23 protein-coding genes are annotated in these 20,807 nt (G+C 71.3%); 14 read left to right on the top strand and 9 right to left on the bottom strand.

From position 1 onward, the window contains the following. Positions 1 to 58: 58 nt before the first annotated feature. On the top strand, positions 59 to 481 hold the full coding sequence (locus tag E4V99_RS17535) for a hypothetical protein (RefSeq protein WP_135118056.1): 423 nt from the start codon (positions 59 to 61) through the stop codon (positions 479 to 481). Here the strand turns inward: E4V99_RS17535 and E4V99_RS17530 are convergent. The 3 genes from E4V99_RS17530 to E4V99_RS17520 all read right to left on the bottom strand — a co-directional run bounded on the left by E4V99_RS17530 (position 463) and on the right by E4V99_RS17520 (position 4,330). Next, on the bottom strand, positions 463 to 1,401 hold the full coding sequence (locus E4V99_RS17530) for an NUDIX domain-containing protein (protein WP_135068198.1): 939 nt from the start codon (positions 1,399 to 1,401) through the stop codon (positions 463 to 465). The two genes, E4V99_RS17535 and E4V99_RS17530, sit on opposite strands and share 19 nt — an antisense overlap. Next, a complete protein-coding gene (locus E4V99_RS17525; protein ID WP_135118055.1) occupies positions 1,398 to 3,566 on the bottom strand; it encodes an RNA degradosome polyphosphate kinase in 2,169 nt (722 codons plus the stop codon). The genes E4V99_RS17530 and E4V99_RS17525 overlap by 4 nt, the downstream gene beginning before the upstream one ends. A 71-nt stretch (positions 3,567 to 3,637) precedes the next feature. Then, the gene (locus tag E4V99_RS17520; protein WP_135068194.1) at positions 3,638 to 4,330 is read right to left on the bottom strand and encodes a response regulator transcription factor; all 693 of its coding nucleotides are present in this window, start codon (positions 4,328 to 4,330) and stop codon (positions 3,638 to 3,640) included. A 113-nt stretch (positions 4,331 to 4,443) separates the two neighbouring features. Between E4V99_RS17520 and E4V99_RS17515 the strand changes: the two genes are divergently transcribed. The 3 genes from E4V99_RS17515 to E4V99_RS17505 all read left to right on the top strand — a co-directional run bounded on the left by E4V99_RS17515 (position 4,444) and on the right by E4V99_RS17505 (position 6,561). Beyond that, the gene (locus tag E4V99_RS17515) at positions 4,444 to 4,734 is read left to right on the top strand and encodes a hypothetical protein (protein WP_135068192.1); all 291 of its coding nucleotides are present in this window, start codon (positions 4,444 to 4,446) and stop codon (positions 4,732 to 4,734) included. 133 nt (positions 4,735 to 4,867) lie between these two features. Beyond that, positions 4,868 to 5,467: an FABP family protein gene (locus E4V99_RS17510; protein WP_135118054.1), complete on the top strand. Its 600-nt coding sequence runs from the start codon at positions 4,868 to 4,870 to the stop codon at positions 5,465 to 5,467. After that, complete coding sequence (locus E4V99_RS17505) at positions 5,467 to 6,561, top strand: glycine cleavage T C-terminal barrel domain-containing protein (protein WP_135118053.1); 1,095 nt, start codon at positions 5,467 to 5,469, stop codon at positions 6,559 to 6,561. The genes E4V99_RS17510 and E4V99_RS17505 overlap by 1 nt, the downstream gene beginning before the upstream one ends. A gap of 14 nt (positions 6,562 to 6,575) precedes the next feature. On the opposite strand, the gene E4V99_RS17500 is transcribed toward E4V99_RS17505, so the two are convergent. Beyond that, positions 6,576 to 7,379 (bottom strand): class I SAM-dependent methyltransferase, encoded by an 804-nt coding sequence (locus tag E4V99_RS17500; RefSeq protein WP_135118052.1) that lies wholly within the window; start codon positions 7,377 to 7,379, stop codon positions 6,576 to 6,578. Between the two features lie 69 nt (positions 7,380 to 7,448). Between E4V99_RS17500 and E4V99_RS17495 the strand changes: the two genes are divergently transcribed. The 3 genes from E4V99_RS17495 (at position 7,449) to E4V99_RS17485 (ending at position 9,729) form a co-directional block, all read left to right on the top strand. Beyond that, positions 7,449 to 8,198, top strand: a complete 750-nt coding sequence (locus E4V99_RS17495; RefSeq protein ID WP_135118051.1) for a phosphoglyceromutase — start codon at positions 7,449 to 7,451, stop codon at positions 8,196 to 8,198. Positions 8,199 to 8,279: 81 nt separating this feature from the next. Continuing rightward, positions 8,280 to 9,071 (top strand): hypothetical protein, encoded by a 792-nt coding sequence (locus E4V99_RS17490; protein WP_135118050.1) that lies wholly within the window; start codon positions 8,280 to 8,282, stop codon positions 9,069 to 9,071. 4 nt (positions 9,072 to 9,075) lie between these two features. Then, positions 9,076 to 9,729, top strand: coding sequence for a hypothetical protein (locus tag E4V99_RS17485; RefSeq protein WP_135068181.1), 654 nt, complete (start codon positions 9,076 to 9,078; stop codon positions 9,727 to 9,729). 10 nt (positions 9,730 to 9,739) lie between these two features. On the opposite strand, the gene phoU is transcribed toward E4V99_RS17485, so the two are convergent. Next, complete coding sequence (gene phoU, locus E4V99_RS17480) at positions 9,740 to 10,414, bottom strand: phosphate signaling complex protein PhoU (protein ID WP_135068179.1); 675 nt, start codon at positions 10,412 to 10,414, stop codon at positions 9,740 to 9,742. A 169-nt stretch (positions 10,415 to 10,583) separates the two neighbouring features. Between phoU and E4V99_RS17475 the strand changes: the two genes are divergently transcribed. Continuing rightward, a complete protein-coding gene (locus E4V99_RS17475; protein ID WP_135118049.1) occupies positions 10,584 to 11,798 on the top strand; it encodes an ATP-binding protein in 1,215 nt (404 codons plus the stop codon). Then, entirely contained in the window at positions 11,795 to 12,478 is a 684-nt protein-coding gene (locus E4V99_RS17470) for a response regulator transcription factor (RefSeq protein WP_135118048.1), read from the top strand. Before E4V99_RS17475 ends, E4V99_RS17470 begins: the two co-directional genes overlap by 4 nt. Positions 12,479 to 12,508: 30 nt before the next feature. On the opposite strand, the gene E4V99_RS17465 is transcribed toward E4V99_RS17470, so the two are convergent. Continuing rightward, positions 12,509 to 12,988, bottom strand: a complete 480-nt coding sequence (locus tag E4V99_RS17465; RefSeq protein WP_135068173.1) for a DNA modification methylase — start codon at positions 12,986 to 12,988, stop codon at positions 12,509 to 12,511. 155 nt (positions 12,989 to 13,143) lie between these two features. Between E4V99_RS17465 and E4V99_RS17460 the strand changes: the two genes are divergently transcribed. Together E4V99_RS17460 and ispD are read left to right on the top strand one after the other, a co-directional pair. Further along, positions 13,144 to 13,626, top strand: a complete 483-nt coding sequence (locus E4V99_RS17460; protein WP_135068171.1) for a CarD family transcriptional regulator — start codon at positions 13,144 to 13,146, stop codon at positions 13,624 to 13,626. Positions 13,627 to 13,648: 22 nt separating this feature from the next. Next, a complete protein-coding gene (gene ispD / locus E4V99_RS17455; protein ID WP_135118047.1) occupies positions 13,649 to 14,848 on the top strand; it encodes a 2-C-methyl-D-erythritol 4-phosphate cytidylyltransferase in 1,200 nt (399 codons plus the stop codon). A 4-nt stretch (positions 14,849 to 14,852) separates the two neighbouring features. Here the strand turns inward: ispD and E4V99_RS17450 are convergent, their stop codons facing one another. Further along, positions 14,853 to 15,317: a GNAT family N-acetyltransferase gene (locus E4V99_RS17450; protein ID WP_135118046.1), complete on the bottom strand. Its 465-nt coding sequence runs from the start codon at positions 15,315 to 15,317 to the stop codon at positions 14,853 to 14,855. After that, complete coding sequence (locus E4V99_RS17445; protein WP_135118045.1) at positions 15,314 to 16,231, bottom strand: EamA family transporter; 918 nt, start codon at positions 16,229 to 16,231, stop codon at positions 15,314 to 15,316. The genes E4V99_RS17450 and E4V99_RS17445 overlap by 4 nt, the downstream gene beginning before the upstream one ends. A gap of 79 nt (positions 16,232 to 16,310) precedes the next feature. Between E4V99_RS17445 and cysS the strand changes: the two genes are divergently transcribed. The 3 genes from cysS (at position 16,311) to E4V99_RS17430 (ending at position 19,440) form a co-directional block, all read left to right on the top strand. After that, positions 16,311 to 17,732, top strand: coding sequence for a cysteine--tRNA ligase (gene cysS, locus E4V99_RS17440; protein WP_135118044.1), 1,422 nt, complete (start codon positions 16,311 to 16,313; stop codon positions 17,730 to 17,732). Next, positions 17,725 to 18,726, top strand: a complete 1,002-nt coding sequence (rlmB, locus tag E4V99_RS17435; protein ID WP_135118043.1) for a 23S rRNA (guanosine(2251)-2'-O)-methyltransferase RlmB — start codon at positions 17,725 to 17,727, stop codon at positions 18,724 to 18,726. The genes cysS and rlmB overlap by 8 nt, the downstream gene beginning before the upstream one ends. A gap of 72 nt (positions 18,727 to 18,798) precedes the next feature. Further along, positions 18,799 to 19,440 (top strand): NAD(P)H-binding protein, encoded by a 642-nt coding sequence (locus E4V99_RS17430; protein ID WP_135068154.1) that lies wholly within the window; start codon positions 18,799 to 18,801, stop codon positions 19,438 to 19,440. Positions 19,441 to 19,454: 14 nt separating this feature from the next. Here E4V99_RS17430 and E4V99_RS17425 read toward each other — a convergent pair whose 3' ends face one another. Beyond that, positions 19,455 to 20,765 (bottom strand): DUF4032 domain-containing protein, encoded by a 1,311-nt coding sequence (locus E4V99_RS17425; RefSeq protein WP_135118042.1) that lies wholly within the window; start codon positions 20,763 to 20,765, stop codon positions 19,455 to 19,457. Positions 20,766 to 20,807 lie beyond the last annotated feature (42 nt).

Raw genomic sequence — 20,807 nt, 5'->3', positions numbered from 1 at the left:
CGGCGCACGCGCCGTCGCGGGCGGTCCACTGCCCTCCGGCGCCTTCTACAGTGGAGCCATGGAGAAGCGACCCCCCGCCGAGGCGCGTGCGCTCGCCGCCCTCCCGGAGGTCGCGGAGGCGGTCCGGGCCGCACGCAAGACCGCCAAGCGGATCGACGACAAGCCCGCACGAGATCTGCGCAAGCGCGCTGCCTGGGTCGAGGCGCTGGCAGCGGCGGCGGGTGAGGGGGCGGAGCATCCGAACCAAGCCCGCCGGAAGACCGTCAAGGCCGCCGCCGCACTGCGCGACGCCACGCATGACGCGCTGCGGGCGCAGGTCGCGCGGGAGCTCGCGCGTGCGGAGGGCACTCAGCAGCGCGTGCGCGCGGCCATGACGGAATCGGGGCCGGTCGTCTCCACGGTTCCCGCGGCGCGTGACACCGGGGTGCCGCCGCTGGTGCGCCCGGAGGACGTGCGGCGCCGTCAGACGCTCGGCTCGTGAGTCTCGATCGCCACGATTCCCGACCCGGGGTGGTCGACGGACAGGTGGGCGACGGAGAAGCCCCCCGTCTCCAGTGACGAGGCGCTGCCCAGGTACGACCCGGCGAGCGTGCCGGTGGCCAGGGCCAGCTCGCTGAGGATCTCCGGCAGCAGTGGGCGGTGACTGCACAGCACCGCGGGGCGGCGGGAGCGCACGCGCTCGCCGACCACCGTGCGCACGTCGGCGGTGCCCTCCTCCCACGCGTCCTGGCTGAGGAGCGGGGTCTGCTCGATCCGGCGGTCCAGGGCCGCTGCCAGGGGAGCGACCGTCTGCACGCAGCGCTCGGCGGGACTGGAGACGATCTTGCGCACGCCGAATGCCTTGAGCGGCCCGACGAGGGCATCGGCCTGCCGTCGTCCGCGGCCGGTCAGGGGCCGTGCGGCGTCGGGGCCGGTCCACGAGCTTCGAGGCTTCGCCTTCCCGTGCCGCAGCGCGACGAGGGGGAACGTGTGCGTGACGCCCTGGTCCACGAGCGCCTGGAAGCCGTCCACGATCTCCACGTCGACGGGATAGCTCAACCTCCCGCGGGCCTTCTTCACGCTCGCCCATTCGAGGGCGGCGATCTCCTTGTTCGGCACGAAGGTCGAACTCCGCACGGCGGCGTCGGTGGCCTCGGCCGCCCAGTAGTGCACGATCTTCTCCCGCGAGTTCGGCAGGCGGTAGTGCGAGACGCCGATCGGCACGCCCAGGCTCACCCGGATGCCGGTCTCCTCGTGCACCTCGCGCACGGCGGCTTCGGCGAGCATCTCACCGGGGTCGACCTTGCCCTTGGGCAGCGTGATGTCACGGTACTTGGTGCGGTGGACCAGCAGGACGTGGGGCTTGCCCTCGACCATCCGCCACACCACGCCGCCGGCGGCGTAGACGGCGGGATCGGTCATCGCACCGCCCGGGCGCGGCGGCGCCGCTGCACCGTGGCCATCGTCTTCTCCTGAAGGTCCACGAGTGCTTTCCCGCTGTCGCTGGTGCTGTGGCGGGTCCACTCGCCGTCGGGTCCGAGGTGCCACGAACTGGTGCCCGGGCTCATCGCGAGATCGAACAATGTGGTCAGTTCGGCGATCTGCCCCGCCGCGCTCACCCGCACCAGTGCCTCGACACGGCGGTCGAGGTTACGGTGCATCATGTCGGCGCTGCCGATGTACACCTGCGGGTCGCCGCCGTTGTCGAAGGCGAAGATGCGGGAGTGCTCGAGGTAGCGGCCGAGGATCGAGCGCACCGTGATGTTCTCGCTGAGACCGGGGACGCCGGGCTTGAGCGAGCAGATGCCACGCACCCACACCTCGACGGGAACCCCCGCCTGGCTCGCCCGGTACAGCGCGTCGATGATCTGCTCGTCGACCATCGAGTTGACCTTGATCCGGATGCCGGCGCGCTTGCCGGCGAGCGCGTGGCGCCGTTCCTTGTCGATGAGGCGGATGAGGCCCTTGCGCAGGTGGAGGGGGGCGACCAGGAGCCGCTTGAACTTCTTCTCGATGGCGTAGCCGCTGAGCTCGTTGAACAGGCGCGTGAGGTCGCGTCCGACCTCGTTGTCGACCGTGAACAGGCCGAGGTCTTCATAGATGCGGCTGGTCTTGGGGTTGTAGTTGCCGGTGCCGACGTGGCTGTAGTGGCGCAGCACGCCGTCTTCCTCGCGGATGACCAGGGCGAGCTTGCAGTGGGTCTTCAGCCCGACCAGGCCGTACACGACGTGCACGCCGGCCTTCTCCAGCTTGCGCGCCCAGACGATGTTGGCGGCCTCGTCGAAGCGTGCCTTCACCTCCACCAGCGCGAGCACCTGCTTGCCGGATTCGGCGGCGTCGATGAGTGCCTGCACGATGGGGCTGTCGCCGGAGGTGCGGTACAGGGTCTGCTTGATGGCCAGGACGTGCGGGTCTTTCGCGGCCTGCTCGAGGAAGGCCTGCACGCTCGTGGCGAAGGACTCGTACGGGTGGTGCACGAGCACGTCGGCCTTGCGGATGGCGGCGAAGACGTCGGCGCGGCGGTTGTGCTCGGGCGGCTGGAACGCCACCGCCGTCTTGGGCACGTGCGGGGGATACCGCAGGTCGGGCCGGTCGATGCGCGACAGGTCGAACAGGCCACGCAGATCCAGCGGACCGGGCAGGCGGTAGACCTCCTGCTCGGTGATGTCCAGCTCGCTCAGGAGCAGATCGAGCGTGACCTCGTCCATGTCGTCGGTGATCTCGAGGCGGATGGGTGGACCGAAGCGGCGGCGCAGGAGCTCGGCCTCCAGCGCCTGGATGAGGTTCTCGGTCTCGTCCTCTTCGATCGTGACGTCTTCGTTGCGCGTGAGGCGGAACGCGTGGTGGTCGAGCACCTCCATGCCGGGGAACAGGTCACCCAGGTGGTTCGCGATGAGCTCCTCCAGCGGGAGGTACCGTGCGGTGCCCCGGGCGCTGGGGATCTGCACGAGCCGGGGGAGCATCGGCGGCACCTTCAGGCGTGCGAACTCCTGACGCCCCGAGCGGGCGTTGCGGACGCGGATGGCGAGATTCAGCGACAGGCCGGAGATGTACGGGAAGGGGTGGGCCGGGTCGACGGCGAGAGGCATGAGCACGGGGAAGACCTGGGCCTGGAAGTACTCGGAGAGGCGCTCGCGTTCGGCGTCGTCGAGCTCCTCCCATGAGACGACCTCGATGCCCGCTTCGGCCAGGGCCGGGCGCACCTGCTCGGTCCACGCGGCCGCGTGGCGCAGCTGCAGCCGGTGCGCTTCGGCGGAGATGTCCGCGAGCACATCCAGCGGTGCGCGGCCGACATTGGTGGGCAGGGCCAGGCCCGTCACGATGCGCCGCTGGAGACCGGCCACGCGCACCATGAAGAACTCGTCGAGGTTGCTGGCGAAGATCGCCAGGAAGTTGGCCCGCTCCAGCGTCGGCTGCGTCGGGTCTTCGGCGAGTTCCAGCACGCGGCGATTGAACGCCAGCCAGCTCAGTTCGCGATCGAGATAGCGGTTCTCGGGCAGCTGGGCGTCGACGGCTTCGACGGCCTCATCGAAGTCGTCGTCGTCCGCGTCGCCCAGACCGGCGTCGAGCACATCGTGTTCGATCATCCCCTCATCATTGCAGGCGGGGGATGCTGCGGCGCGAGGGGTTGTCGCACGCCGTGCGCCGCGTCACCGGATCAGGCGGAGGGCGCCGCGGTCGGCAGCTGATCGTCCTCGTACACGTTGAAGCGGTATCCCACGTTGCGCACCGTGCCGATGAGCTGTTCGAGATCGCCGAGCTTGGCCCGCAGGCGGCGCACGTGCACGTCGACCGTGCGCGTGCCGCCGAAGTAGTCGTAGCCCCACACCTCGCTCAACAGCTGCTCGCGCGTGAAGACGCGCGAGGGATGCGTGGCGAAGAAGTGCAGGAGCTGGAATTCCTTGTAGGTCAGATCCAGCGGCTTGCCGTGCACCTTGGCGGAGTAGGACGACTCGTCGATCGTGATGCCCGAGGTCTGGATGCGGGTGGAGACCTGCTCCTTCGACATCCGCCCGATCGCCAGGCGCACGCGTGCATCCACCTCGGCGGGTCCGGCGCCGACGAGGATGACGTCATCCACTCCCCAGTCGGGGGACACCGCGGTCAGTCCGCCCTCGGTGACCACCAGCACGAGCGGCGCGTCGATGCCGGTGGTGTTGAGGATCTTGCACAGCGACTTCGCGCCGACCAGGTCGACGCGCGCGTCGACGAAGATGACGTCGGCGCTGGGGGCGTTGACCAGTTGCGCCGGCTCGGCGGGGATCTGGCGGACGCGGTGGCTGAGCAGTTCGAGGGAGGGCAGGACAGGACCGCCGCCATGGGCGGAACTCAGAACGAGAAGCTGTGCCAACCGGGACCTCCCCCGATGCGGCGGGCCGCATCCACCCATATCTTAGGGGCGAGACGGGACCGCTCCCGCGCCGCGGTGTGCGGATGCGCCGTACCTGCGGGAGAATGACGCCTATGACCGTTCCCGAGTTGGCGCCGCGACGCACGGTGTGGGGTGTGCTGGCGGTGTGGGTGGTGGCCGCGCTCCTGGGCATCGGCATCGGCGTCTTCGTCCCCGAGGGGTGGCGTGCCGCGTGGCTCACGATCGGGCTGGGGGCGTGCCTCGTCCTGTCCTTCGTCGTCCAGCTCTGGTACGGACGCTCGCAGGAGTTCCTCGTGCGCGTCTCGGCGAGCGTGCTGGGGGCGATGGTCGTCATGGCCGTCATCAGCGCAGGCTTCGGGCTCGCCGCGATCGTTCCGGGATAGACTGACGACATGGATCTTGTCGCGCTCGAACTCTTCTTCGTGGGGTTGCTCGGCCTCGCATCTCTCGCGATCGTGTTCGTGTCGGGCGTCGTCATCAAGAACCTGTACCGCGGCCAGCGCTGAAGGCGGCCTCGTGTTCGAGCTGCCGACCGACCTCCCCGCCGACCTCGCCCCGTTGTCGTGGCTCGTCGGCGTGTGGGAAGGCACCGGCGTGCTGGACTACGCCACCGCCGACCAGCACTTCACGGGTGAATTCCGCCACCGTGTGAGCTTCAGTCACGACGGCGGCGCCTACCTGAACTACTCCGGCAGTGCCTGGCTGCTCGGCGAGGGCGAGCCGACGCCGCTGGTCGCCGAGATGGGGTACTGGCGTCTGAGCCGCCCCGCCGCCGAGGGTGATGCCGGCCCTGGTCTGCTGCCCGCCCTGACAACCGGTCCGGCACGCACGGTCGACGACGTCGAGCGCCTCCGCAACGAGGCCGGCGGGTTCGACATCGAGGTCTCCCTCGTGCACGCGGACGGCATCAGCGAGCTGTACCTGGGGCAGGTGCGGGGACCCCGCATCGACATCGCCACCGACGCGGTGGTGCGCACCGCCGGGGCCAAGGTGTACACCGCCGCCACGCGGATGTACGGCCTGGTCGAGGGACACCTGCTGTGGGCATGGGACATCGCCGCCCTCGGGTCCGAGCTCGCCTCGCACGCGTCGGCGCGATTGGCTCGGGCCGACTGATGACCGATTACACCACCGTCGCCGGAGCCGTGTCCGACGCGACCGGGCTCCGCCATCTCGGCAACCCGTTCGCCGAGCAGCGCGCGCTGGCCTCCGGGAGCGCGCTCGCTCCGCTCGGCGACCGGCGCGTGCTCACCGTCTCGGGGGAGGACCGGCTCAGCTGGCTGGATTCGCTGTCGTCCCAGGCCCTCACGCATCTTCCGCCGGCCACGCCCACCGAGCTGCTCATCCTGGATCCTCAGGGCAGGGTCGAGCACGCCGCCGCGGTCTTCGACGACGGCGCGACGACGTGGCTCCTGGTGGACGCCCCCGACGCCGAACCGCTTCTCGCCTGGTTGCAGCGCATGCGGTTCCGCCTCCGGGTGGTCGTGGCCGACCGCTCCGACCTCGCCGTCGTGGGCGGCACCGCCGCGGCGCTCGAGCGGGTCTCCGCCGTCGCCGAGACCGGGATCCCGGTGATCTGGCGCGACCCGTGGCCGCAGGTCGCTCCCGGCGGTCACGCGTACGCGCAGCCGCTGGAGCATCCCGGCGCCGACCGCGACTGGGCAGAGGCCGTGGTGGAGCAGGCCGAGCTGGAGCGCCTCATCCGGACGTCCGCGCCTGGCGCCCTGGCGGGCCTGGACGCCGTCGAGGCCCTGCGGATCGCGGCATGGCGGCCGCGCGTCGCGGCCGACGCCGACGAACGCGTTCTGCCCCACGAGCTGGACTGGCTGCGCACGGCGGTGCACCTGTCCAAGGGCTGCTACCGCGGTCAGGAGACCGTCGCGAAGGTCCACAACCTCGGCCACCCGCCCCGGCGCGTCGTGGCGCTGCAGCTGGACGGCAGCGACAGCATTCTGCCCGAGCGCGGGGATGAGGTCCGGGCCGGTGACACCACCATCGGAGCGATCACGTCGGCGGCGTGGCACTACGAGGAGGGGCCGATCGCGCTCGCCCTGGTCAAGCGCACTGCTCCCGTAGACGCCGACCTCGTCGTGGACACCGCGCAAGGACCCGTGTCAGCCGCCCAGCAGGTCGTGGTGCCCGCCGACGCCGGAGCCACCGCATCCGTCCCCCGCCTGCCGCGCCTCGGGCGACGCACCTCCGCCGGCTGACCCAGCAGCCCCGCTCAGGCCGGAGCCACGGCGTCCCACGCGACGCCCACTTCGCCCAGCCGCCACCGCGCGCGACTGTGCAGCGGCCAGCCTGCGTCGGCGAGGGAGCTCAGCGCCGTGCGCCAGCGGTGCACGGGCCCGAACGGCGCCACCACCGCGGCGCGGTTCCACTCCGTCTCCAAGCCGATGAGGAACGCGTGGATGCGTTCGCCGGGCACGTTGCGGTGGATGAGCGCCTTGGGGAGGCGCTCGGCCGCGATCGCCGGGGAGCCGAGGCCCGCCAGGCGCAGGGAGATCGTGAGGCTCCGCGGCGCGGCATCCGCGCCGACTTCGACCCACGTCGCGACGCGGCCGAGCTCGTCGCACGTGCCCTCCACGAGCACGCCTCCGGGCGCGAGTCGCGCGCACATGCGCCCCCACGCGGGGGCGACGTCGCGCTCGTCGTACTGGCGGAGCACGTTCATCGCGCGGATGATCGCGGGCCGGCGTCCGGGCGGCGTCGGCACTTCGAACCCCCCGCGGGCGAAGGAGACGTGCTCGCGCTCGGCGGCAGGGGCACGGTGCAGCTGCTCCTGCGCGCGAGCCACGCGATCGGGATCGATCTCCAGTCCGCGCACCTCGACGTCCGGCCGCGCCCGGGCGAGCCGCGCGTACAGCTCCAGCGTGGTCACCGCGCTCGCCCCGAACCCGAGGTCGACCACGAGCGGATCCTCGGCCCGCCGCAGCGCCGGATGCCGGGCGATCCACCGGTCCACGCGTCGGAGGCGATTGGTGCCGGTGGTGCCGCGCGTGACCTGACCCACCACCGACGCACGCACTCATCCCATGATGCCAGCACTGCACGGGAGGCCCCTGATGGCGGCGGACCCGGTCGGTAGGATGGCGGCATGAGCGCGCCCTACACCCTGATCCTGCTCCGCCACGGCCAGAGCGAGTGGAACAAGACCAACCAGTTCACGGGATGGGTGGACGTGCGTCTCACCGATCAGGGGAAGGCGGAGGCCGCGCGCGGCGGCGAGCTGCTCGCCGAGGCCGGCCTGCTGCCGGACATCCTGCACACGTCGGTGCTCAGCCGTGCGATCCAGACGGCGAACATCGCGCTGGATACCGCCGACCGCCTGTGGATCCCGGTCAAGCGCTCGTGGCGGCTCAACGAGAGGCATTACGGCGCGCTGCAGGGCAAGGACAAGGCGCAGACGCTCGAGGAGTTTGGCAACGAGCAGTTCATGCTGTGGCGCCGCTCGTTCGACGTGCCGCCGCCGCCCCTGCCCGCCGACGACCCCTACAGCCAGGTCGGCGACCCTCGTTACGCCGGCATCGACGGCCAGGTTCCCGACACCGAGTCGCTCAAGCTCGTGATCGAGCGCATGCTGCCCTACTGGGAAGCGGAGATCGTGCCCGACCTGCGTGACGGCAAGACCGTGCTGGTGACCGCGCACGGCAACTCGCTCCGCGGCCTGGTGAAGCATCTCGAGGGGATCAGCGACGAGGACATCGCCGCGCTGAACATCCCCACCGGCATCCCGCTGGTCTACCGGCTGGGGGAGGACCTCCTGCCGCTGGGTCCCGGCGAGTACCTGGATCCCGAGGCCGCAGCCGCCGGCGCCGCCGCCGTCGCCGCGCAGGGCAAGGGGTGATGAGCAGCGCGCGAGCGTGCGGTGGTTGCACGCGCCGGTGAACGCGACCGGGGAGCCCGCCGCGGACGGGGCGTGGGCGGTATGAGCGACGGACCTGCTGTCCGATTCGCGCGCGCGCGTCGCAGCTGGGAGCCGCTCGACTGGTGGAAGCTCGAGGCGCACGCCCTGCACGAGGACGCCGAGCTGCGCCGGGCGATCGCCTTCTTCGCGCCCGCCGAGGCATGGCGCGCACTGTCGAAGGACACCGTCCGCGCGTGGGGCTGCCTGTTGACCCTCAGCCACATCGCGAGCTTCGTGTTCCCCGTCCTCGCGGCGGGTGTCGTCGTCGGGTGGCTGTTCGCGCAGGACGAGGGTCTCGACCTCCGCATTCCCGGCTCCATCGCGGCGATCGCCGCGGTCCTGGCGGCGATCGGCCTCGTCATCGACCATCGGGATCCGTCGGGCGTCGACCCCAAGGTCGGTCGGCTGCTCGGCATGCTGCATCTCGGGCCGTCGGCGGCGGCCACTGCCGTCGCCGGCCTGGCGCTCGCACAGGGGGAGGCGGACTTCGGGTTCGCTGCCCTCGGACTGCTCGCAGATGCCGTTGTCGGCGCACTGCATTTCGCGGTCTACCGAGGCCCCGCGGATGCAGGAAGCGACCGGTGGAGCCGGAATCTGGCGCGGCTGGACGCCGCCGTGTCAGGCCTCGCCGAGGCGGACCGGGGGCGGATCCAGGCCGATATCGCGGATGCCCTCGATGTGCTCGACGAACGCGAGCTCGTCCCTGCCGCCGAGCTGGAACGGGCACGGGGAGTCAGGATCGGGCTGCTCGGCATCTCGATGGCGCCGCGGGAGGATCTCGTCCCGGCGCCGGCGGCTGAGCAGGGCGGATGACGCGGTGGCTTTCTCCTTCGTGCGCCCCGAGTCCGAGGCATGGCTGGCCCACGTCGGGTCGGCGGATGCCGACCCGTACGACGCCACCCGTGCCGTCACGGCGCTGCGCGCCGACTACGAGCGGTGGTCGCGGTGGGGGATGGGCGTCCTCGCCTACGCCCTCACCGTCGTGGGCGTGTTCATGACGCTCGTCATGACCGACGCGCTGCTGGCCTGGACAGGCCCGGTGAGCGCCGTCGACATGATCGTCATCATGATCTCCGTCGGCATGAGCGGCGCCGGAGCGTGGCTGCTCATCCGTCTCTGGCGCACGGGGCGACAGCTCGCGGCGGCGGCCGCGTGGTGGATCGGCCTCCCGTTCCGCGGCGGCGCTGCCGCGCCGTCGGCGCGCGGGTGGGTGCAGGCACGCCTCGTGAACCTCGAGCCGCCGCTGTTCGTCCGCCTGATCACCGCCGCGCTGGCGTTCCTGCTCGCCGTCTTCGGGACCGCGCTCCTCTTCCGCGGGATCCTCGAGGGTGAAGACATCGCACTCGCGATCGCGGCGGGACTCGTCGGGCTGATCTCGCTCGTCGCCGGCTGCGTTCAGGCGGGCGGCGTCATGCGCATCGTCCAGGGGTTCGCGACGGCCGATCCGGTCTGGCGGCGCGTCGCGGGCTGATCGGGGCCGTCTATTCGGCGAAGGCCTCGAGTGTCTGCGGGTCGGCGCTCCAGTCGCCGGTGGCGAGGTAGACGACCTTCTTCGCGACCGACTCGGCGTGGTCGGCGAAGCGCTCGTGGTAGCGGCTGGCGAGCGTCGCGTCCACGGTCGCCATCGCCTCGCCCTTCCAGTTCTCGCCCAGGACCTTCTCGAAGACACTGACGTGCAGCTCGTCGATCGCGTCGTCGTCGTTGCGGATCTCCTCGGCCAGGCGCAGGTCCTCCGTGCGCAGCAGCTCGGTCAGCTTGCGCGCCACGGAGACGTCGAGCTCGCCCATCCGCTTGAAGGTGCCCTTCAGGCCCTTGGGGATGGCCCGCTCCGGGAAGCGCGAGCGGGCGAGCTGGGCGATGTGCTCGGCCATGTCGCCCATGCGCTCCAGTGACGCACTCACCCGCAGCGCCGTGACCACGATGCGCAGGTCGCGGGCCACCGGCTGCTGGCGCGCCAGAATCTCGATCGCCAGCTCGTCGAGGGCGACGGCCTTCTCGTCGATGATGCGGTCGGCCTCGATGACCTCTTCGGCCAGTGTGACGTCGCTGGTGGAGAAGGCGCGGGTGGCGCCGTCGATGGCCACTGTCACCAGCTCGGCGATCTCCACGAGACGGTTCTGCACGTCCTCGAGCGACTGATGGAACACTTCGCGCATCGCAGTACCCTTCCTGATTCGCGGCACGGCACACACGTGCGGCCACCGTGGCGATCCTCCCGGCCGAAGGTGAACGAACGGTGCCGTGCGAGTGAATAGTATCTCCCGCCCAACGCCGGGGCGGCCGGGACGGCCTGGCGCGACCGGTGAGCGCCCGTACGCTGGTGGCATGGATCGAACGCAGCTCGTGCTGCTGGCTCTCATCCTGGGAGTCGTCGTCGGGGGTTCCGTCGTCCTTCTCATCGCCTACGCGTTCCGGCTCCGGGACCGGCAGCGCGCCGAGACGTCGTCGCACGTCCCCGACGGAGTGACGCTGGTGCTGCGGGCGATGGATGATCCGGCGTTCGTGTCCGACGCCTCTTCGACCGTGCTCGCCGCCTCCGCGCCAGTCGGAGTCTTCGGCATCCGCGTCGGCGACGTCATCCCCGGCGAGGAGTTGCGTCACGTGGCTCGTGCCGCGCGGAACACCGGCGCCCCGGTGGTGCGGAACCTGCGGCTGCGGCGCGGCCCGGCACCGGCAGAGCCGCGCCTGGTGGCGGCGCGAGCGGCGAGCATCTCCCCGCGCCTGACGCTCGTGGTGCTCCGCGACATCACCGAGCAGGAGCGGGTGGAGGAGATGCGCCGCGATTTCGTGGCCAACACCAGTCACGAACTGAAGACCCCGGTCGGGGCGGTGAGTCTGCTGTCGGAGGCGATCGAGATGGCCGCCGACGACCCGGCGCAGGTGCGGATCTTCGCCGCGCGCCTCACGGCGGAGGCTGCTCGCCTGGCCGCTCTCACCGCCCGGATCATGAGCCTGTCGCGCCTGCAGGCCTCGGACGAACTCCGGGAGGTGCGCGACGTATCCGTGGATGAGGTGGTCACCAGTGCCGTGGAGGCCCACGCGCTGCAGGCCGACTCGGCGTCGGTCACGCTCGTGCGCGGGGGGACGCGCGGCCTGCACGTGCGCGGCGACGCGCAGGTGCTCTCCGAGGCCGTGGGCAACCTCATCGCCAACGCCATCGCCTACTCGCCGGCCGGTTCCAGCGTGGGCGTGGGGGTGAGAGAGGCCGACGGCGTCGTGGAGATCGCCGTCACCGACCGCGGCATCGGCATCCCCGAGGCGGAGCAACAGCGCATCTTCGAGCGCTTCTACCGTGCCGACCAGGCGCGCTCGCGCAGCACCGGCGGCACAGGGCTGGGCTTGTCGATCGTCAAGCACGCCGTGCAGCGCCACGGCGGGGAGGTGCGCCTGTGGTCGGCCCCCGGCCGCGGGTCCACCTTCACGGTCCGTCTTCCGGCCGCGACCCCCGAGAGCGACCCGCCGCAGCCGAAGCCCGTGCGTAAGGACCGCCGCAGGCGGGTCCTCACCCACCCCACGCCGACCGAGAAGGATTCCGTATGAGCCGCGTGCTGATCGTCGAGGACGAGCCGGATCTGGCCGATCCCCTGGCCTACCTGCTGCGTCGCGAGGGGTACGAGGTGGAGATCGCCGGCGACGGCGGTCACGCCCTCACTGCCTTCCGCGAGCGTGGGGCGGACATCGTGCTGCTGGATCTCATGCTGCCCGGGATGCCGGGGACCGAGGTGTGCCGGCAGCTGCGAGCCACCTCCCGCGTTCCCATCATCATGCTGACGGCGAAGGATTCCGAGGTCGACATCGTCGTGGGGCTCGAGCTGGGTGCGGACGACTACGTCACCAAGCCCTACTCCGCCCGCGAGCTGCTGGCTCGGATGCGCGCGGTGCTGCGTCGCTACGCGCAGGACGAGCCGTCGCTGGATGACCGCATCCTCACCGGCGGACGCGTCACCCTCGACATCGATCGCCACGCGGTCGCCGTCGACGGCACCGAGATCAACATGCCCCTCAAGGAGTTCGAGCTCCTGGAAGTACTCATGCGCAACGCGGGGCGTGTGCTGACGCGCGGGCAGCTGATCGACCGCGTGTGGGGGACGGACTACTTCGGCGACACCAAGACGCTGGACGTGCACGTCAAGCGCATCCGCTCGCGGATCGAGTCCGATCCCAGCGATCCGCGCATGCTCGTCACCGTGCGCGGTCTCGGGTACCGCTTCGAAGCCTGAACGCGCCGGTCACCTCACCGGCGGGAGCCGTCAGGGGAGCAGTTCGTTGTAGTAGTCCAGCGCGCCGTCCAGGACGGGCACCTCGTACAGGACGCCCTCGGAATCGCCCGACTGGAAGTACACCGGAACGGTGGAGCCGGCCGGTCCCTCGATGTTCTCCAGCTCGAGCGGGGGAGTGTCGTCGGAGGGGTTGCCCAGGCTCAGGCTCGACTTGGCCGGCACACGAACGGTGGCCTTCTCCACCGATGCGCCCTCGCCCAGCTCGATGTTGAGGGTGTGCGGCTCGTCGGTCTCGTTGACGATCGCGGCGATCATGTTGCCCGCCTCGCCGTCGCCCTCGCTCACGATGAGCACGTTGCGCACCTTGAGGGGGCCGGAGTCGGGGATGTTCACGCCATCAGCAGGCGAATAGACGATGGTCGTCGCCTGCGGGGTGATGAAGGCACAGCCGGTTGCTCCGAGGAGAACGGCGACGCCCAGGGCGGCAGACGCGATGAGGCGCGGTTTCACAGTTCCTCCCGGTGGAGCAGACGAGCTTCCTCAGCATTCTATGGGGTCCGCCGCCGCGTTCCATGCCGGTCCCGTGTCGAGCGGCCCGGCGAGCGGAGAACCTTACAGCATCGCGGGCTGTGGTATCCTAGACGTTGCCGAAAGGACATAACTGCATGCTTTTTGAGGTTGGCGAGACCGTTGTGTACCCCCATCACGGGGCGGCCACGATCATCGAAGTCAAAGACCGCATCATCCGCGGCGAGACGAAGAAGTACCTGAAGCTCAACGTCACGCAGGGTGATCTCATCATCGAGGTTCCCGCTGAGAACGTCGACCTGGTCGGCGTTCGCGATGTGATCGGCAAGGAAGGTCTCGACAAGGTCTTCGAGGTGCTGCGGGCGCCGTTCACGGAAGAGCCCACGAACTGGTCGCGCCGGTACAAGGCGAACCTCGAGAAGCTCGCCTCCGGTGACGTCATCAAGGTGAGCGAGGTCGTCCGCGACCTGTGGCGCCGTGACCAGGACCGCGGCCTGTCCGCCGGTGAGAAGCGCATGCTCGCCAAGGCCCGCCAGATCCTCGTGTCCGAGCTGGCTCTCGCGGAGAAGACCGACGAGGAGCGCGCAGGCGTCGTCCTCGACGAGGTGCTCGCTTCCTGACGCCCGGCGCTAGCGTGGGGGCGTGAGCATCACGCCCGTTCCCCGCATCGCCATCATCGTCGTCGCCGCCGGCTCCGGAACGCGGTTGGGCGCGAACGCGCCGAAAGCGTTCGTCGGCATCGATCGTCACACCGTGCTGCGCCACGCGCTGGAGGGTGTGTTCGCGGCGCCGTCCGCCCAGGTGATCGTCGTGGCGCCGGCCGGGCGTGAGGGCGACGCGCTCACCGAGGTGCTCGCCGCATCCGGAGACCGGCGCGACCTCGCGTCGGTCGTCGTCGGGGGCGCGACACGGCAGGAGTCCGTCGCCGCGGGCCTGGCGGCGGTATGGCCGGACGTGGAATTCGTCCTCGTCCACGACGCCGCCCGAGCCCTCACCCCACCGGATGTTTTCCGTCGCGTGCTCGACGCGCTCGCGGACGGTGTGCCGGCGGTGGTGCCGACCCTCCCGGTCGTGGACACGCTCAAGCAGGTCAGCGGCTCCGATGTCGTGGCTGCGGTGGATCGGTCCCAGCTGGCTGCAGCGCAGACCCCCCAGGGGTTCGCGCGTGTCGTGATCGACAGCGCGTACGCCGTCGCCGACCGCGAATACACCGATGACGCCGCGCTGGTCGCCGCGGCGGGAAGAGCCGTCGCGATCGTCCCGGGTGACACGCGGTCGTTCAAGATCACCACGCCCGACGACCTTGACCGCGCTCGCGCCCTGGTCGCCCCGTCGACGGCGTCGCATGCGGCGCTCGAGCACTCCGTGCCGATACCCCGCGTAGGGATCGGCACCGACGTGCACGCGTTCGCGGCGGCGGGCACCCTGTGGCTCGCCGGCCTGGAGTGGCCGGGGGAACCCGCCCTCTCGGGCCACTCCGACGGCGACGTCGTCGCCCACGCGATCGTCGACGCGATCCTCTCCGCGGCCGGACAGGGCGATATCGGCACGCACTTCGGCACTGACCGGCCGGAGTACTCCGGCGCGCACGCGGAGGCCTTCCTCGCGCGCACGGCGGCGATCGTGGGGGAGGCGGGATGGCGCATCGGGAACGTGGCGGTGCAGTTCCAGGCCACCCGTCCCCGCTTCGCCGGCCGTCGCGCGGAAGCCGAAGCGGCGCTGTCGGCGGCCCTCGGCGGCGCGCCGGTCTCCGTGAGCGCCACCACGACCGACGGCCTGGGATTTCCGGGGCGCGGGGAGGGTGTCGCCGCCTTCGCGACGGCCCTGGTCTTCCCCGTCTGACCCGTCAGAGGGGACGGGTGAAGAAGACCGAGAAGGGATCGGCGCGGTACTTCCCGAACGGGCCGCACGGGATGAAGCCCTCGCTCTCGTAGAGGCGACGTGCCGCGAGGAACTCGTCGGTGGATCCGGTCTCCAGCCACAGTCGGGTCATGCCGCGCTTCCGCGCGGCGCCCATGACGTGGTGAAGGAGGGCGCGCCCGATGCCGCGGCCGAGGAAGGCCTCATCCACGCGCATCGACTTGATCTCGCCGCTGGTGTCATCCAGCCGCGAGAGTGCCGCGATTCCGGCGATCCGGTCGTCGACCTCCGCCGACCACAGCGTCACATCGGGATGCTGCAGCCCCGCCATCTCGAGGGCGTGGACGCTCTCCGGAGGAGAGGCGGCCCGCATGCCGGACAGATGCGCCGACACGAGCGCGCGGGTGCGGGGATCGTCGAGGTCGGCGAGGGCGATGGTGACCACGGTCATGCCTCCACGGCGTAGGGGGAAGGGTCGCGGGGCGGACGCGACCCCCACGCGAGCAGAACGAGGCCGGCGCACAGGACTGCCAGCCCCGCGACCGCCGGCAGCGACAGTCGCTCGCCGAGCACCGCGATGCCCAGGACCGCGGCGGTGAGGGGCTCGCCGAGGGTCAGGGTGGCCGCCGTGCCGGCGGTGAGGCGGTGGAGCCCCCACGTGAAGAGGGTGTAGGCCGCCGCGATCGTGACCAGGCCGAGCCACAGCGACATCACCAGCCCGCCGCCGGTCGTCGCCCACCGCAGGTCGACGAAAGGCACGCACAGCACCGCGATCAGCGCCGCGGTCGCGCCCATGCCGCCGGCGACGCTGAACGGGTTCCATCCGGAGTCGAACAGGCGACGCTGTGCGACGGCGATGATCGCGAAGGTGGCGCCGGCGGCCACCGACGCGGCGAATCCGACCGGGTCCGCTCCCGTCTGCCCCCTGCCGCCCAGCGCCAGCAGGGCGACCCCGGCCAGGGCCAGCGCGGTGGCACCCGCCCACGTGAGCGTGGGGACGCGGCGTGTGAGCGCCCACTCGAACAGTCCGGCCAGCACGGGTGCCGACCCGAGCGCGACGACGGTGCCCACGGCCACGCCGTTGCGCTCGGTACCGAGGAAGAACAGCGGCTGGTAGGCCGCGAGGCTCACTCCGGTCAACGCCAGAAGGGCGACCGCGCGCGGCGTCACCGGCGGCGGATGGGGCTCCCGGCGCCGCGCGCGGGCGCCGACGGCCAGTCCGACGACGGCCAGTACCGTGCCCCCGACCAGCAGGCGGGCGACGCCCACCGCGAGGGGGGTGCTGTCGTCGGGGCCCAGCGCCTGCGACGTGCCGGTCGTCCCGAACAGGACCGCCGCGGCGAGGACGGCGAAGACGGCGGGCATGCGATCATTTCTACCGCCTGCGCCCCTGTGCCGGCGACGCCCAGCGGGCGTGCGGCAGGCCCGCCGGTAGGCTGGGACCGTGACGGTCCGGATCTATGACACGAAGGCGCAGGCGCTGCGCGACTTCGTTCCCCGCGACCCCGACCACGTCAGCATCTACGTCTGCGGGCCGACGGTGCAGTCGGGCCCGCACATCGGTCATGTCCGCGGGGCGCTGGCCTTCGACATCCTCCGCCGCTGGCTCACGTACCGGTTCGGCCGGGTCACCTTCGTCCGCAACGTCACCGACATCGACGACAAGGTGCTCGCCAACGCCACCGACTCCGAGGAGTGGTGGGCGCTGGCCTACCGCATGGAGCAGGAGTTCACCCACGCCTACTCCGCGGCGGGCATCCTGCCGCCCACGTACGAGCCGCGCGCAACGGCGTCGATCCCCCAGATGCAGGAGCTCATCGCGCGCCTCATCGACGCCGGTCACGCCTACGCCGCCGGTGCCGAGTCGGATGCTGCCGGTGACGTGTACTTCGACGTCCGCTCCTGGCCCGCGTACGGCGCGCTCACCCGCCAGTCGGTCGACGCGATGGAGCCGGCCGGCGACGCGGATCCGCGCGGCAAGCGCGATCCGCACGATTTCGCACTGTGGAAGGGCGCCAAGCCGGGGGAGCCGAAGAGCGCCACGTGGGAATCGCCGTGGGGCCGGGGTCGCCCCGGATGGCACATCGAGTGCTCCGCCATGTCGCGGCGCTACCTCGGGCCCGAGTTCGACATCCACGGCGGCGGCCTCGACCTGCGCTTCCCACACCACGAGAACGAGCTGGCGCAGTCCGCCGCCGCCGGCGACGCGTTCGCCCGCTACTGGGTGCACAACGGCCTGGTGACCGTCGGCGGGCAGAAGATGTCCAAGTCGCTCGGCAACTTCGTGCTCGCTCAGGACGTCCTCGCCGAGCACGAGCCGCTCGTCGTCCGGTACGCGCTGGCCGCGGCCCACTACCGCTCGACGCTGGATCTCACCCCCGAGTCGTACGCCGAGGCGCGCGCGGCGCTGGAGCGCATCACCACATTCCGACAGCGCGTGCTGCGCCTGACAGCCGGCGACCCGGCGGCGGTGACGCCCGCCGGCATCCCCGAGGCGTTCGCGGCGGCGATGGACGACGACCTGGGTGTGCCGCAGGCCCTCGCCGTCCTGCACGAGACCGTGCGCGCCGGCAATGTCGCCGTCGACGACGGCGACCGCGACGGCGCGATCGCCGCGTCGCGCGCCGTGGCGGCGATGCTCGACGTCCTCGGTCTCCTCGAGACCGGCAGTGCCGTCGCGTCAGCCCCGGATGCCGCGGCCGCGGCCCTGGACGGGCTGCTCCGCGCACTCATCGACCAGCGCGCGGAAGCCCGCGCGAACAAGAACTGGGCGGCAGCCGACCGCATCCGCGACGCGATCGCGGCGGCCGGTGTCGCCCTCGAAGACGGTCCCACCGGGACCCATTGGAGTCTGAACGATGGCTAAGCCAGGAAACCCGTCCGCCGGGCGTGGCAAGAAGGGCCCCACCAAGGGCACGGGCGGCAAGAACAAGCGATCCCTCGAGGGTCGCGGACCGACGCCGAAGGCCGAGGACCGCGCGTGGCACCCCGCCGGCAAGCGCAAGGCCGCGGCCGAGCGCTATGCCGCGGCGGGTGGAGCGCGCAAGCCCGGCGGGTCCGCCGGCGGACGCGGGGGTAACCCCAGTCGTTCGAAGGCGAAGAAGGACGACGACACCGAGACGGTCACCGGCCGCAACTCGGTGCTCGAGGCCCTGCGCGCCAAGATCCCCGCGACCGCGTTCTACATCGCGCAGCGCGTGGAGATGGACGACCGGGTCAAGGAGATGCTGTCGATCGCGAACCACCGCGAGATCCCCGTGCTGGAGGTCACCCGCCCCGAGCTGGACCGCATGGCCGGCTTCGACGGCGTGCACCAGGGCGTCGCGCTGAAGGTTCCGCCGTACGAGTACGCACACCCGCAAGACCTGCTCGAACAGGTCATCGACCGCGGGCAGACTCCGCTGTTCGTCGCGCTGGACGGCGTGACCGACCCGCGCAACCTCGGTGCGATCATCCGCTCCACCGCAGCCTTCGGCGGGCACGGCATCATCATCCCGCAGCGCCGGTCGGCGAGCGTGAACTCGGCGGCGTGGAAGACGAGCGCCGGCGCAGCCGCGCGCATCCCCGTCGCCATCGCTGCGAACCTCACCAGCACGCTCAAGGAGTTCAAGAAGCAGGGCGTGTTCGTCCTGGGACTCGACGGCGACGGTGACGTGGCGCTGCCGGCGCTGGAGCTGGCCGACCGGCCCGTCGTGATCGTGGTGGGCTCGGAGGGCAAGGGCCTGTCGCGCCTGGTCACCGAGACGTGCGACCAGGTCGTCTCCATCCCGATCTCCGCCGCGACCGAGTCGCTCAACGCCGGCATCGCCGCATCCGTCGCCCTGTACCAGGTGGCGACCCTCCGCGCCGTTCGCGAGTAGGAGCGGGTCGGGGTAGGGGATTCGCCGGAGCCGGTGCAGGATGGTCGGAGTGTCCGCGACGGAAGGAAGACCGTGACCCGTATCGCTGTCATCGGAGGAACCGGCTACGCCGGACGTCACATCGTGGCCGAGGCGGTGAGCCGCGGGCACACCGTCGTCTCGATCGCCCGCTCGGTGCCGTCCGAGCGCGTGGAGGGCGCGAGCTACATCGAGGGCAACATCCTCGACGTGCCGGAACTGGTTCACCAGCTCGAGGGCGTGGAGGTCGTCGTCGCGGCGGTGCCGGCACGCGGCGACATGCTCGGCAAGGTGCGCCCCGCCCTGGAGGAGCTGTTCGCGGCTCTCCCGGAGAACGTGCGCGTCGGCGTCATCGGCGGCGCGGGCGGGAGCCTCGTCGCTCCCGGCGGGCCGCGCCTGGTCGACACCGAGGGCTTCACCGAGGACTACAAGCCGGAGGCGCTCGAGGCGATCGGCGTGCTCGAAGACCTGCAGTCGGGAACGGGTGGACGGGACTGGTTCTACGTGCACCCCGCGGGCGGCTTCGGCATGTGGGCGCCGGGGGAGCGGACCGGCTCCTACCGCGACGGCGGCGACGTGCTCGTGACGGACGCGGACGGCGAATCGTTCATCTCCGGCGCCGACCTCGCCGTGGCCGTCCTCGACGAGATCGAATCGCCGAAACACTCCCGCGAACGGTTCACCGTGGGGTATTGACCCCGGCTCCGCCGCTACACGAGGTCGCGCCAGTCCACGCCCTGCTCGTCGTCGTCGGCGACGGGCAGAGCGCCGGTGATGACCGGCAGTGACACGGTGTCGGTGGGCGGGCCCATCACGGTGGCCTCGTCCCGGCGGTGGCGCAGGACGTCGTCGATGTAGGACGTGAGCACTTCGGCGATCGGGACGGATCGCCCGCGCGTCTGCGACATGTACCACCGGTGCTCGAGCACCTGATGGAACACCTCCGCGGGCTCGAGCTTCGCTCGCAGGTCGAACGGGATCGCCATCACGACCGGCTCGAACACGCGCGTGAGCCATTCGTGGGCGACCATCTCCTCGTCCGCGCCCAACCGGCTCACCCGGGCGCGGAACTCGTCCAGGTCGTTGAGCAGTCGCCGCGCCTGGTTCTCCTCGACGTCGAGGCCGGTCAGCCGCAGCAGCCGGCGCTGGTGGTGCCCCGCGTCGACGACCTTGGGCTGGATCGACACCCGTGTTCCGTCGGTCGTGGTCTGGATCGACATCTCGCCGATGTCGAAACCGAGGGCGTTCAGGCGCTGGACGCGCTCGGTGAGCCGCCACGACTCGTCGACGGCGAAGCTCTCCTTGTCGGTGAGTGCCGCCCACAGCGAGTGGTACGACGACACGAGCCCGTCGGCGACCTGGACGGCGTCGATGCCGCCCTCCAGCCGGCCGCCGGCGGCGAGGTCCATGATCTCGCCGGCGATGTTCGTGCGCGCCACGTCCAGGTCGTGCGCACGCTGCCCGGGCGTGAGCCCGCCTTCATGCAGTTCACCGGTCTCGGCATCCACCAGGTACGCGGCGAAGGCGCCCGCGTCGCGGCGGAACAGCGTGTTCGACAGCGACACGTCGCCCCAGAAGAACCCCACGTTGTGCAGGCGCACCAGCAGCACCGCGAGGGCGTCGACCAGGCGGGTGGCGGTGTGCGGGCGCAACACCTGCGTGAACAGGGCGCGGTAGGGGAGGGAGAAGCGCAGGTGCGCCGTGACCAGAGCCGCGGGCAGCGGCTCGCCCGCCGCATCCGTCCGGCCGGCGATCACGGCGACGCGCTCCACGCACGGGGCGGCGAGGCGGTGCAGGTCGCCCAGCATGTCGTACTCGCGCCGGGCCATCTCCTCGGTGGTCTCCTTGATGGCCACCACCCGCCCCGAGAGGTTCGCGAAGCGCACGAGGTGGCGCGAGATCCCCTTGGGCAGGTAGACGATCGTGCTGCTCGGCCACTCCGCCAGAGGCGTCGCCCACGGCAGGGACAGCAGACCCGGGTCGACGGAGCTCGCGGTGATACTGAGGGCTGAGGGGGACACGGGCACTCCTGGCGGAAACGACGCGGCGCGGGCAGCCCCAAG

This window comes from Microbacterium sp. dk485, assembly GCF_004570445.1.
GTDB lineage: Bacteria > Actinomycetota > Actinomycetes > Actinomycetales > Microbacteriaceae > Microbacterium > Microbacterium wangchenii.
The sequence above is the reverse complement of the archived record's forward strand: the minus strand, read 5'-3'. Positions and strand labels throughout refer to the sequence as shown.

Coding starts and splice junctions, on each gene's coding strand:
- E4V99_RS17525 (WP_135118055.1), bottom strand. CDS start 3,566: ATGATCGAACACGATGTGCTCGACGCCGGTCTGGGCGACGCGGACGAC.
- E4V99_RS17460 (WP_135068171.1), top strand. CDS start 13,144: ATGCTTTTTGAGGTTGGCGAGACCGTTGTGTACCCCCATCACGGGGCG.
- E4V99_RS17530 (WP_135068198.1), bottom strand. CDS start 1,401: ATGACCGATCCCGCCGTCTACGCCGCCGGCGGCGTGGTGTGGCGGATG.
- E4V99_RS17450 (WP_135118046.1), bottom strand. CDS start 15,317: ATGACCGTGGTCACCATCGCCCTCGCCGACCTCGACGATCCCCGCACC.
- E4V99_RS17505 (WP_135118053.1), top strand. CDS start 5,467: ATGACCGATTACACCACCGTCGCCGGAGCCGTGTCCGACGCGACCGGG.
- E4V99_RS17515 (WP_135068192.1), top strand. CDS start 4,444: ATGACCGTTCCCGAGTTGGCGCCGCGACGCACGGTGTGGGGTGTGCTG.
- E4V99_RS17470 (WP_135118048.1), top strand. CDS start 11,795: ATGAGCCGCGTGCTGATCGTCGAGGACGAGCCGGATCTGGCCGATCCC.
- rlmB (WP_135118043.1), top strand. CDS start 17,725: ATGGCTAAGCCAGGAAACCCGTCCGCCGGGCGTGGCAAGAAGGGCCCC.
- E4V99_RS17535 (WP_135118056.1), top strand. CDS start 59: ATGGAGAAGCGACCCCCCGCCGAGGCGCGTGCGCTCGCCGCCCTCCCG.
- E4V99_RS17490 (WP_135118050.1), top strand. CDS start 8,280: ATGAGCGACGGACCTGCTGTCCGATTCGCGCGCGCGCGTCGCAGCTGG.
- E4V99_RS17495 (WP_135118051.1), top strand. CDS start 7,449: ATGAGCGCGCCCTACACCCTGATCCTGCTCCGCCACGGCCAGAGCGAG.
- E4V99_RS17445 (WP_135118045.1), bottom strand. CDS start 16,231: ATGCCCGCCGTCTTCGCCGTCCTCGCCGCGGCGGTCCTGTTCGGGACG.
- E4V99_RS17475 (WP_135118049.1), top strand. CDS start 10,584: ATGGATCGAACGCAGCTCGTGCTGCTGGCTCTCATCCTGGGAGTCGTC.
- phoU (WP_135068179.1), bottom strand. CDS start 10,414: ATGCGCGAAGTGTTCCATCAGTCGCTCGAGGACGTGCAGAACCGTCTC.